General features: G+C 71.0%; 7 protein-coding genes. 5 read left to right on the forward strand and 2 right to left on the reverse strand.

Annotated features, from left to right (window positions below):
* Positions 1 to 10: 10 nt before the first annotated feature.
* Complete coding sequence (locus tag MFF40_RS01720) at positions 11 to 1,186, forward strand: MFS transporter (RefSeq protein WP_147857541.1); 1,176 nt, start codon at positions 11 to 13, stop codon at positions 1,184 to 1,186.
* Positions 1,187 to 1,201: 15 nt separating this feature from the next.
* Here the strand turns inward: MFF40_RS01720 and MFF40_RS01725 are convergent, their stop codons facing one another.
* Positions 1,202 to 6,046: an NAD-glutamate dehydrogenase gene (locus tag MFF40_RS01725; RefSeq protein ID WP_238259496.1), complete on the reverse strand. Its 4,845-nt coding sequence runs from the start codon at positions 6,044 to 6,046 to the stop codon at positions 1,202 to 1,204.
* A 161-nt stretch (positions 6,047 to 6,207) separates the two neighbouring features.
* On the opposite strand from MFF40_RS01725, the gene MFF40_RS01730 reads away from it, so the two are divergent.
* The 4 genes from MFF40_RS01730 to MFF40_RS01745 all read left to right on the forward strand — a co-directional run bounded on the left by MFF40_RS01730 (position 6,208) and on the right by MFF40_RS01745 (position 9,927).
* On the forward strand, positions 6,208 to 6,624 hold the full coding sequence (locus tag MFF40_RS01730; RefSeq protein WP_238259498.1) for a MarR family winged helix-turn-helix transcriptional regulator: 417 nt from the start codon (positions 6,208 to 6,210) through the stop codon (positions 6,622 to 6,624).
* Positions 6,625 to 6,663: 39 nt separating this feature from the next.
* The gene (locus MFF40_RS01735; protein WP_147856952.1) at positions 6,664 to 7,962 is read left to right on the forward strand and encodes an MFS transporter; all 1,299 of its coding nucleotides are present in this window, start codon (positions 6,664 to 6,666) and stop codon (positions 7,960 to 7,962) included.
* A gap of 192 nt (positions 7,963 to 8,154) precedes the next feature.
* Complete coding sequence (locus tag MFF40_RS01740; protein WP_147856953.1) at positions 8,155 to 9,321, forward strand: multidrug effflux MFS transporter; 1,167 nt, start codon at positions 8,155 to 8,157, stop codon at positions 9,319 to 9,321.
* Between the two features lie 75 nt (positions 9,322 to 9,396).
* Complete coding sequence (locus tag MFF40_RS01745) at positions 9,397 to 9,927, forward strand: DoxX family protein (protein WP_147896401.1); 531 nt, start codon at positions 9,397 to 9,399, stop codon at positions 9,925 to 9,927.
* Between the two features lie 5 nt (positions 9,928 to 9,932).
* Here MFF40_RS01745 and MFF40_RS01750 read toward each other — a convergent pair whose 3' ends face one another.
* Complete coding sequence (locus MFF40_RS01750) at positions 9,933 to 11,381, reverse strand: MFS transporter (protein ID WP_147896400.1); 1,449 nt, start codon at positions 11,379 to 11,381, stop codon at positions 9,933 to 9,935.
* Positions 11,382 to 11,558: the final 177 nt, after the last annotated feature.

The raw sequence follows: 11,558 nt of genomic DNA on the forward strand, positions 1-11,558 counted from the left end.
GGAAGCCGACGTGCTGTCCCTGCCGATCCTCGCCCTCGCCGTCGCCTCGTTCGGTATCGGCACCACCGAATTCGTCATCATGGGCCTGCTCCCGGAGGTGGCGCACGGCTTCGGCGTCACCATTCCGCAGGCCGGCTACCTCGTGTCCGGCTACGCCATGGGCGTCGTCGTCGGCGCGCCGATCGTGGCGATCGCCACCGCGGGCTTGCCCCGGAAGACGGCCCTGCTCGCCCTGATGGCGGTCTTCCTGATCGGCAATGTCGGCTGCGCCCTGGCGCCGAGCTACGGCCTGCTGATGGCAGCCCGGATCGTCACCGCCTTCGCGCACGGGGCCTTCTTCGGGATCGGCGCCGTTGTGGCGCGCGATCTGGTGCCGCGCGAGAAGCGGACCCAGGCGGTCTCGCTGATGTTCGCCGGGCTGACCCTGGCCAACGTCCTCGGTGTGCCGTTGGGAACGGCCCTGGGTCAAGTTAGCGGATGGCGCTCGACCTTCTGGGCCGTGGTGGTGATCGGCCTGCTGGCCGGGCTGGCGATCCAGCTGTTCGTGCCCGCCGGACTGCCCGGTACCCGCGGCGGCCTGGTCAAGGAGTTCCGGGCGCTCGGGCGCTGGCCGGTGCTGCGGCCGATGCTGATCTCGACCCTCTCCTCGGTCAGCTTTTTCACGGTGTTCACCTACATCACGCCGTTCCTGACTGGCGTGACCGGGTTTTCGTCGCAGGGCGTCACCGGGGTGCTGTTCGCCGCGGGCATCGGCCTCACGGTGGGCAACCTCGCGGGCGGCCACTTCGCCGACCGGGGCCTGATGGCGACGATCATCGGCGGGTTCATCGGCATCGTCGCGGTGCTGCTGGTCCTGGCGGCGGTCGCCCACCACGCCATCCCGACCGTCGCCGTGCTGGTCCTGTGGTCGGGCCTCGCCTTCGCGCTGGTCTCGCCGCTGCAGATCTGGGTCGTCGAGGCTGCCAGCGACGCGCCGAACCTCGCCTCGACGCTCAACCAGGGTGCGTTCAACCTCGGCAACGCCACCGGGGCCTGGATCGGCGGCACCGCCCTGACGCTGGGCGCCGGCTACGGCCAGTTGCCGTTGCTCGCCGCCGCCGTGTCGATCCTGGGCCTCGGTCTGACGGTGACGGCCGTCAGCCGAAGCGGAAGCCGGATTTTCTCCGCCTCGACGCCGGGCGCATGACCACCGGGCGAACCTTCAATCCGCCCGGACCAGATCGCCGAGCAGGCTCGCCGCCACCGTGGCCTTGGAGACCGTGAGGCCCGAGGCGCTGATCGCGTCGACGGCGTCACGGATGCGGACCAGCGGCGCGCCCCGGGCCTTGGCCCAGGCCTCGACGGCCTCGGGCCCGGCGCCGAGATCGGCCACCACCTCGGCGGTGAGCTTGCGGTGCGCGGCGGCGATGCCGGCCACCGCCCGCTCCAGGGCGACCCGGTCGAACGTGTCGGCCACCGGCACGGTCCGGGCCGCGGCGGCGAGTTCGTCCAGGCGGAACGCGTGCTCCAGGGCGAAATGTGTCGCCGCCACCTCCTCGACCGGGCGGCCGCTGGCCTCGGCGACACGCACGATGTCCGGCGCGGAGATCAGGGCGTTCAGGGAGGCGAGCCGCCGCGCCTGTTGCCGGGCCATGCCGTGGCCTTCGAGCTGCGACGCCCGGTTGCCGATGGCGGTGAGCGCCTCGGCATCGAGCACCTTCGGCAGCGCCGCCTCCACGGCCGCCACCCCGTCGCGGTAGCGCGCAACCAGGGGAGCCAGGCCCCCGGTCAGGTCGAGGTTGCGGATGAACCAGACGATCCGGTTGGCGAGCAGGCCCTGCACCTCGGCGTAGAGGCCGAGCTGGTCCTGTCCCGAGAGGCCGCCGCCCAGGCCGTCGATGGCGAGGTTCAGCTCCATCAGCCCGAAGGCGTCGCGGGTGATCGCGTAGGCCTTGGCGATGGTCGCGGCGTCCGCCCCGGTGCCGTCGATCAGCCGGGTGACCAGGGACGGGCCGCCGCGGTTGACGATGATGTTGGCGAGCGCCGTCGAGATGATCTCGCGGCGCAGCCGGTGGCCCTTCACGGCGTCGGGGAACTGCTCGCGCAGCGCCTTCGGGAAGTAGCGCTGCAATTCGCGGTCGAAATACGGGTCGTTCGGCACTGTGCTGGCCAGGATCGCGTCGTGCAGCGACAGCTTCGCGTAGGCCAGCAGCACCGCGTATTCCGGGCGGGTCAGCCCCTCGCCGCGGCGCATCCGCTCGGTGATCGTGGCATCGTCGGGCAGGTATTCCACGGCGCGGTCGAGGCGCCCTTCGGCTTCCAGCGCCTGCATGGTGCGCATCGCGAAGCCGGTCTCGCCCAGGCCGCCGCGCTGGGCGAGCGACAGGGCGAGGGTCTGCAATTCGTTGTTGCGCAGGACGAGGCGCCCGACCTCGTCGGTCATGGTGGCGAGGAGTGTGTTGCGCGCCGCGTAGTCGAGCCGCCCATCCCGCTCGGGGACCATGAGGGCGATCTTGATGTTCACTTCGACGTCGGAGGTGTTCACGCCGGCGGAGTTGTCGATCGCGTCGGTGTTGAGCCGGATCCCGGCCCGGGCCGCCTCGATGCGTCCGCGCTGGGTGAGGCCGAGATTGGCACCCTCGCCGACCGCCTTCACCCGCAGCTCCGGCCCTGTGATGCGCACGGCGTCGTTCGCCCGGTCGCCGGCATCCTCGTCGGTCTCGGTGGTGGCGCGGACGTAGGTGCCGATGCCGCCGAACCAGAGCAGGTCGGCCGGCGCCTTCAGGATCGCCTGCATCAGCTCGGTCGGCGTCGCCTCGGCCCGGTCGAAACCCAGGGCGGCCCGGACGGCCGGAGAGAGCGGCACGGTCTTGAGGCTGCGCGCGAACACCCCGCCGCCCTCCGAGATCAGCGACGTGTCGTAATCCGCCCAGGACGAGCGGCCGAGGTCGAACAGGCGCCTGCGCTCGGCGAAGCTCTTCGCCGCGTCGGGATTCGGATCGAGGAAGATGTCGCGGTGGTCGAAGGCCGCCACCAGGCGGATGCTCTCGGACAGCAGCATGCCGTTGCCGAACACGTCGCCCGACATGTCGCCGACCCCGACCACGGTGATCGGGTCGGTCTGCACGTCGACGTCGATCTCGCGGAAGTGGCGGCGCACAGCCTCCCAGGCGCCCCGGGCGGTGATGCCCATGCCCTTGTGGTCGTAGCCCTGGCTTCCGCCGGACGCGAAGGCGTCGCCGAGCCAGTGGCCCTTCTCGAGGGACAGCGCGTTGGCGATGTCCGAGAAGGTGGCGGTGCCCTTGTCGGCCGCCACCACCAGGTAGGCGTCGTCGGGGTCGTGCCGCACCGTGTCCGGTGGCGGCACGATCGCCTGGTCCACGATGTTGTCGGTGAGTTCGAGCAGGGTGCGGATGAACAGCCGGTAGCTCTCGGTGCCCTCCTGCATCCAGGCCGCCCGGTCCGAGGCCGGGGGCAGGCGCTTGGGGAAGAAGCCGCCCTTGGCGCCCACCGGCACGATGACGGCGTTCTTGACCTGCTGCGCCTTCACCAGGCCCAGGATCTCGGTGCGGAAATCTTCCGGCCGGTCGGACCAGCGCAGACCGCCGCGGGCGACGTAGCCGAAGCGCAGGTGCACGCCCTCGACCCGGGGCGAATAGACGAAGATCTCGAAGAACGGCCGCGGCAGCGGCATCGCCGTCACCTTGGCGCAGGCGAACTTGAAGCTGATCGTCTCCCGGGGGCGATCACCCTCGGCCTTCTGGAAGAAGTTGGTCCGCACCGCGGCTTCGACCAGGTTGACGAACCGGCGCAGGATCCGGTCGTCGTCCAGGCTGGTGACGTCGCCGAGCGCCTCCTCGATCAGGGCGCGGGTCTCGGCTTCGCGCGCGGCCCGGTCGCCGTCGATCAGCGGGTCGAAGCGGGTCCGGAACAGGCTGACGATCGCCCGGGCGATCCCGGGATGCCGGCTCAGCGTCCCGGCCATGTAATCCTGGCCGTAGCGGATGCGCAGCTGGCGCAGGTAGCGCCCGAGCGCCCGGAGCAGGGCGGCGTCCCGCCAGGGCAGGGCGGCCTCCAGCACCAGCCGGTTGTAGCCGTCGGATTCCGCCGCGCCGTCGGCCAGCGCCAACATCGCCTCCTCGAGGGGCTGCTCCAGCGTGGCGAGATCGATCGCGGCGCCGCTGGCCCGCTCGATCCGCATGTCGTGCAGCCAGACCCGGGCGGATTCGTCGAGCCCGGCCGGCCGGACCCGATAGGTCCGCTCGTCGATGACCCGGAAGCCCAGGTTCTCCAGCACGGGCACCCGGTCGGACAGGGCGATCGCGGTGCCGCGGGAGAACACCTTCAGACGGACCTGCGCGTCCGAATCACCGGCCCGGCGGCCGAGATGCACGGCGCGCGGCTGCACGTCGCTCAGCGCTTCCAGGATGGCGATGTCGGCGACTGCCGCATCGGACTGGAAGTTGTCCCGGTAGGCGGCCGTGAACGCCTCCGCGTAGCGCGACGCGAGCCGGCGGGCCCGGCCGCCGTCGTGGGCCTCCGCCAGGGCCGCACTCAGCGCGTCGCCCCAGGTGCGGACCAGGGCGGCGATTCCGGCCTCCAGGGCGGCAGGATCCTGCTCCGGCATGCCCTCCTCGGGCAGGCCGACGATGTAGTGGGTCCGCGCCAGCGGGCCTTCGGGCAGTTCCGAATAGGCCGCGCTCGGCCGCCCGCCATAGGCCTCGGCCAGGTAGGCGCCGATCCGGGCGCTCACGGTCGAATCGAACCGGTCCTTCGGCACGAAGACCAGCAGCGAGACGAAGCGGCCGAACCGGTCCGGGCGCGACAGCACGCGGATCCGCGGCCGGTCGGCGAGGTTGGCGATCGCCAGGGTGAACCGGTACAGCCGGTCGATATCGATCTGGAACAGCTCGTCCCGCGGGTAGGTCTCCAGCACCGCGAGCAGGCTGCGCCCGGCATGGCTGGTCGGGTCCAGGCCGGCCCGTTCGGCCACCGCCTCGACCTTGCGGCGCAGGACCGGCACCTCGCGCGCCGGGCTGGTATAGGCCGCGGCCGTGAACAGGCCGACGATCCGCACCTCGCCCGACAGCTTGCCGGTGTTCGAGAACAGCTTCACGCCGACATAGTCGAGATAGGAGACCCGGTGGACCCGGGACTTCGCGCTCGCCTTGGTGATGATCAGCGCCTGCGGCTCCTCCAGGAAGGCGAGGATCTCGGGCGTGTAGTCGACCGGCGTCCGGCCCCGGCGCAGCGGCGTGGCGCCCGGATCGCGCAGCACCCCGAGGCTCGAGCCCTCGATCAAAGGATGGCCGTCGCCCTCGATGCCGTGCTGGCGCATGCCCAGCACCAGGAACTGCCCATCCCTCAGCCAGTCGAGGAAGGCGCGCGCCTCCGCGACCTCGGCCTCCGGCAGGGGGGACGGGGCGCGGCCCAGGCTTTCGGACAGCGCGGAGATGCGGGCCAGCATCGCGTCGTGGTCGTCGCTCGCCAGGGCCACGTCCCGGTAGACCTGGGCGAGGGCCTCCTCCAGCCGCGCCCGGGCCTCGCCGTCGAGGCGGCCGAGATGGAGGTGGATGAAGCTTTCGCGCGCCAGGCTGCCGTGGGCATCCGCGGTGGTCTCGCCGACCACGCGCACCAGCGCCCCGGACGCGTCGCGCTCGACCCCGAGGATCGGGTGGGCGACGAGATCCGGCGTCAGGCCCTGCTCGGTCAGCTCGGCCAGGGTCGAATCCAGCAGGAACGGCCGGTTGTCGTTGATGACCTCGACGATCGTCACTTCGCGCGACCGTCCGTCCCGCACGAGTTCGGTGTCGCTCAGGCGCAGCCGGGCCGGATCGCCGGGCTTGCGGGGCTCTGACAGGAAGGCGCGGGCGCGGACCGCCAGCTCGGCCAGCGCATCGCCCGGGTAGGGGGCTACGTCCTCGGGGGTCACGCGCCCGAACAGGTCGCGGACGAACCCGCCGGGCCCGCCTCGCTGCGCCACGATCTCGGCCGCGGCCTCGATGAGCCCGGACCGGGCCGATTTCTGTTCCGAGGACGACAACGCCGTGGCGGTTTCGAGTGTCATCGCGCCTCTCACGAACCGGGAGCCTGCCGACGCAGCGTTAGCAAAGAGATCCGCCATGTCGATGACAGCGTGACGGATTTCCCCATCGCCGCGTGTCGAACCGGCCGAACCGTCAGTGCCCGCTTGTCGCGCGGAATATCCGTGCATATACACGTATCGTGATGATCGATCGTCCGAGCGAGCCCTGCACCTGTTCCGCTCTGCGCCGTGCCACGCGGGCGGTGACCACGATCTATGACGAGGCGCTGCGTCCCTGCGGGCTGCGCGTCACCCAATTCGCGATCCTGCGCCTGCTCGACCGTCTGGGTCCCAGCCCGGTGACGCGGCTCGCCGCCGAAGCCGCCCTGGAACGCACCACGATGGGCCGCAACCTCGATCCGCTGGAGCGGCGTGGCCTCGTGCGGATCGAAGCCGGCGAAGCGGATGCGCGCGCTCGCGTGGTCTCGCTGACGGACGCCGGACGCGCCGCCCTGGCGGCGGCAATCCCCCATTGGCGGGTCGCGCAAGCGCGCATCAACGCGCGGATCGAACCCGCCGCCGTCGCGGCCCTGACCGAAGCCCTCACCGCCGCCCCCTGACACGCCGCCGCCGGCCGTCTCACACCCCGGAGCCCGAACATGTCCGTTCCCGTCGAGACGCTGCCCGCGCCGCCCCCCGTGCCGCGCCTGCACTATGCCTGGGTCGTGGTCGCGGTGACCTTCCTGGTGCTGCTGATCGGGGCGGGCGTGCGCGCGACGCCGAGCGTGCTGATCGTCCCGTGGGAGCGGGAATTCGGCTGGACGGCCGCCACGATCAGCGTCGGCATCGCGCTCAACATCTTCCTGTACGGCATGATCGGGCCGTTCGCGGTGGCGATCATCGAGCGCTTCGGCCTGCGCACCGCAGTGTGCTGCTCGCTCTTCGTCCTGGCCGTCGGCACGGCCGCCACCAGCCTGATGACGGCGCCGTGGCAGATGGTGCTGCTCTGGGGCATCGTAGTCGGATCGGGCTCCGGCATGGTCGCCAACGTGCTCGGCGCCACCGTGGCGGGCCGCTGGTTCGGCAAGCGGCGCGGCCTCGTGGTCGGGCTGCTCACCGCAAGCAGCGCCACCGGGCAGCTGATCTTCCTGCCGATGCTGGCCTCCCTGGCCGTCGGGTCGGGCTGGCGCTCGGTCTCGCTCCTGGTCGCGGCCGTGACCCTCCTGCTGATCCCGCTGGCGGCCCTGCTGCTGCGCGACCGGCCCGCCGATCTCGGCCTGCCCCGTTACGGCGAGACCACGATCACACCCACCCCGGTGCTCACCGAGAATCCTGCGGTGCGGGCCCTGCGCGGTCTGCGGACCGGCCTCAAGTCGAAGGATTTCTGGCTGCTCTCGGGCACGTTCTTCATCTGCGGTGCCTCGACCAACGGGCTGATCGGAACCCACCTGATTCCCGCCTGCATCGATCACGGCATCGCGGAGGTCACGGCCGCGGGCCTGCTCGCGGTGATGGGTATCTGCGACCTGATCGGCACCACGGCCTCGGGCTGGCTCACCGACCGATTCGATTCCCGCAAGCTGCTCGCCTGGTATTACGGCCTGCGCGGCCTGTCGCTGATCTTCCTGCCCTACTCGTTCGATCTCAGCTTCTACGGCCTGTCCCTGTTCGCGGTGTTCTACGGGCTCGACTGGATCGCCACCGTACCGCCCACCGTGCAGCTCGCCGGAAAGTCCTTCGGCGAGGAGAACGCTGCGCTGATGTTCGGCTGGATCGCCGCCGCCCACCAGATCGGCGCCGCCTCGGCCGCCTGGCTCGCCGGCATGGTGCGCACCGATACCGGGACCTATCTCGGCGCCTTCGTGTCGGCCGGCCTGCTCTGCCTGGTCGCCGCCCTGATGGCGGGCTTCGTCGGGCGCAACCCCCGGGAGCCGGCCCTGCGCCCGCTGCCGGCCTGAGCTGCATCGCGCAGGTACGTCGGCCATAAGCGTGCCGCGAAGGGGGCGCCTCCGTCGGGCGATTCCTTCGCAGCACGAGTGCGTATTGTGACAATCGCGATCCGGCCCAACCCGCCGGTCCAAGAGGCTCACGCCCCGCAGACCCGGTCGGGGCCGGGCTTCACCGAGTTCGTCGCCATCATCGCGCTGATGATGGCGGTCACCGCCATCTCGATCGACAACCTTCTGCCGGCCTTCCCGGCGATCGAGGCGCGCTTCTCCGTGTCCGATCCGAACCGGCTGCAACTCCTCGTCTACGTGTTCATGGCGGGGTTCGGCATCGCGCAGCTCGCCTACGGGCCGGTCTCGGACACGTTCGGGCGCCGGAAGGTCCTCCTGACGAGTCTCGCGATCTACGTGGTCGGCTGCGGGCTCGCTATGGTGGCGCCGAGCTTCGGCTGGCTGCTGGCGGCCCGCGTCATCCAGGGCATCGGCGCGGCCGGCGGGCGGGTGCTCTCGGTGGCTATCGTGCGCGACCGCTTCGCCGGCCGTGAGATGGCGAGCGTGATGTCGCTGACCATGATGGTCTTCCTGATCGTCCCGATGATCGCCCCGGCGATCGGCGGCCTGATGCTGGCGCTGGGATCGTGGGTCTACGTGTTCGTCTCGATGCTGGCTTTGGCCTTCTGGCTGACCGCCTGGTTCTCGCTGCGGATGCCGGAGACCCTCCACCCGGAATACCGCCGCCCGCTTTCCCTCCGGGCGACCTGGGACGCGGTGCGCACCACCGTGACGACCCGGGTCTCCATCGGCTACGCCACGGCGCTCGGCCTGCTCACCGGCTGCATCATGGGCTATGTCGGATCGGCCCAGCAGGTGTTCGACACCGGGCTGTACCACCTCGGGCCGCTGTTCCCCCTGGCCTTCGGGCTGGTGGCCGGCGCCATGGGGGCGGCGACGCTGATCAACGCCCGGATCGTCCGCCGGCTCGGGATGCGGGCGCTCTCGCATGCTGGCATCATCGCCTTCACGCTGGTGGCCCTGGCCCAGGTCGGAATCGGGCTCGCCTATCACGGCCACCCGCCGCTCGCGGCGTTCCTGTCGATCCTGGCGGCCAACCAGTTCCTGATGAGCTTCGCGCTGCCGAACTTCAACGCCCTGGCGCTCGAGCCGCTCGGCGCCATCGCTGGCACGGCCTCGTCGTTCGTCGGGTTCTACACCACGATGCTGGGGGCGTTCTCGGGCTACGTGATCGGCCAAGCCTTCGACGGGACCGTGCTGCCGGTCGGGATCGGCTACGCGACCCTCGGGGGCCTGGCGCTGCTGGTGGTGCTCTGGACCGAGCGCGGCCGGTTGTTCCGGGGCGGGGTGGCGGGTTGAGCGTTCGGACTTAACCCAGCCTTCAAACCAATACGGCACCCTCCGGTCAGCCCTAACAGCCGACCGGACTCGACCATGATCGCCCGCGCCCAGGACGGAACCCTTCTCGCCGCGCGCCTTCTCCTGGCCGCGGCACTCCTGCCGACGGGTATCGCCCGGGCGCTCAACGTCTCGGGCTTCGCGCTGACGCTCGCCGGCAGCGGCATGCCGTTCCCGAACGGCGTCGCCACCGCGGCCGTCGTCGTGCAGGTCTTCGGCCCGCTCGCCCTGATCCTCGGCGTTCTGCCGCGCCTGACCGGTCTGGCCCTCGCGGTCTTCGCCGCGGTGACGGCCGTGATGCTGCACGCTTTCTGGCAATATGTCGGACCGGCCGCAGTCGCCGAGCGAACACTGATGCTGGCCGATCTCGGCCTCGCGGGCGGGTTCCTGATCTATGCGCTGACGGGCCCCGGCGCCTTCAGCTGGCAGGGCTGGCGCGCCGGCGTCGCGACGGAGCGACCGACTCCGCAGCGCGCTGCCGCCAAGGCACCCGCCAAGAACTCGGCGGCACGGGGCGGCGCCGGCAAGAAATCCGGTGGCCGCACGCCGGCGCGCGCCGCGGCCTGATCGGGTCAGCTCGCCCGCGGCTTCATCTCGGCCGAAGCCGGCGGGGTCGCGGCGACCATCCTGCGGCCCGAGATCTCGGCCCCGGCATCGGGCGTCAGCTTGCGGAAGGCCAGCACCGAGGCCGCCGACAAGACAGCCACGGCGAAGAAGGCCGGCCCAAAATCGCCGGCCTCGATCGTGGTCCGGCCGTGGAAGCCCGCCGCGCCCTCGAGCGCCAGCGCGCCGAGGGTCACCCCGAGGCTCAGCGACAGCTGCTGGCAGACGCTGGCGAAGCTCGTCGCCGCGCTCATCTCGCGGGATTCGAGGTCGGCATACGCGATGGCGTTGACGCAGGTGAACTGCACCGAGCGCGAGCAGCCGCCCAGGAACAGCAGCGCGATCATGATCCAGTGCGGCGTGTCGGCGGTGTAGAGCCCGTTCACCGCCAGGAAGGCCGAGGCCAGCACGGCATTGAAGACCATGACGGCGCGGAAGCCGACACGCCGCAGGATCTTCGGCGCGAGGGTCTTCACGAACATTGCACCGGCCGCCGCCGCGAAGGTGATCAGCCCGGAATGCAGGGCGTCGAGCCCGAACCCGACCTGCAGCATCAACGGCAGCAGGAACGGGATCGCGCCGGTCCCGACCCGGAACAGGCTGCCGCCGAGGATCGCGACCCGGAAGGTCGGGCGGTTCATCAGGTCGAGCCGCACGATCGGGTGGGCGACCCGCCGCGCATGGACGACATAGAGCGGCAGCAGGATCGCCCCCGCGGCCAGGCATCCCCAGGAGATTGAGGCCGGCAGCAGATGGCGTCCCATCGAGGCCAGCCCCAGCATCAGGGCGGCGAGTCCGGTGCCAAGCACGAAGAAGCCGGTCAGGTCGAGCGGCGGCCGCTCCGGCTCGCGCACGTCCTCGAAGTACAGGCTCGCCAGCACGATTCCGGCGACGCCGATCGGCAGGTTGATGAAGAAGATCCAGCGCCAGTCGAACCAGGTGGCGATCAGACCGCCGAGCGGTGGACCGAGCACCGGGCCGACCAGCGCCGGGAAGGTCAGGTAGGCCAGAGCGGTCACCAGCTGCGACTTCGGCACGCTGCGCAGCACCACGAGGCGCCCGACCGGCACCATCATGGCCCCGCCCATGCCCTGGAGGAACCGCGCGGCGACGAACCAGGCCAGCCCGTTGGCCGCGGCGCAGGCGAGGGATCCCAGCATGAATACGACGAGCGCGGCCCGGAACACCGTCCGCGCGCCGTAGCGGTCGGCCATCCAGCCGCTCACCGGGATGAAGATCGCCAGGCTGACCAGATAGGAGGTCAGCGCCAGCTTCAGGGCGATCGGATCCTCGCCGAGGCTCGCCGCGATGCTGGGCAGCGCCGTGGCGATCACCGTGGAATCGGTGTTCTCCATGAACAGCGCGGTGGCCACCGTCAGGGGGACGATCCAGAGCGGTCTTTGGGTCGGGGAAGACATCGGACAGCAGACGCGTAGCGCGCCGGGACGGTTGCACGGCGGGGGCGCCCATTCGCACCGTCGTGTTTCGCGCCTGTATCCGCAAGGCAACAGGGGTTGCGTCGTGACCGAACACCACCTTTTGTGCGCGTGGTCCAATGGCTACGTTTAGGGCGAGCGGTCTTCCGGCCGTCGATA

It is taken from the genome of Methylobacterium mesophilicum (assembly GCF_022179445.1).
Classification (GTDB): domain Bacteria; phylum Pseudomonadota; class Alphaproteobacteria; order Rhizobiales; family Beijerinckiaceae; genus Methylobacterium; species Methylobacterium mesophilicum.

What these genes read in the sequence shown, in the direction of transcription:
- MFF40_RS01730 (WP_238259498.1), top strand. Translation starts at nt 6,208, where the DNA reads ATGATCGATCGTCCGAGCGAGCCCTGCACCTGTTCCGCTCTGCGCCGT.
- MFF40_RS01725 (WP_238259496.1), bottom strand. Translation starts at nt 6,046, where the DNA reads ATGACACTCGAAACCGCCACGGCGTTGTCGTCCTCGGAACAGAAATCG.
- MFF40_RS01750 (WP_147896400.1), bottom strand. Translation starts at nt 11,381, where the DNA reads ATGTCTTCCCCGACCCAAAGACCGCTCTGGATCGTCCCCCTGACGGTG.
- MFF40_RS01745 (WP_147896401.1), top strand. Translation starts at nt 9,397, where the DNA reads ATGATCGCCCGCGCCCAGGACGGAACCCTTCTCGCCGCGCGCCTTCTC.
- MFF40_RS01735 (WP_147856952.1), top strand. Translation starts at nt 6,664, where the DNA reads ATGTCCGTTCCCGTCGAGACGCTGCCCGCGCCGCCCCCCGTGCCGCGC.
- MFF40_RS01740 (WP_147856953.1), top strand. Translation starts at nt 8,155, where the DNA reads ATGGCGGTCACCGCCATCTCGATCGACAACCTTCTGCCGGCCTTCCCG.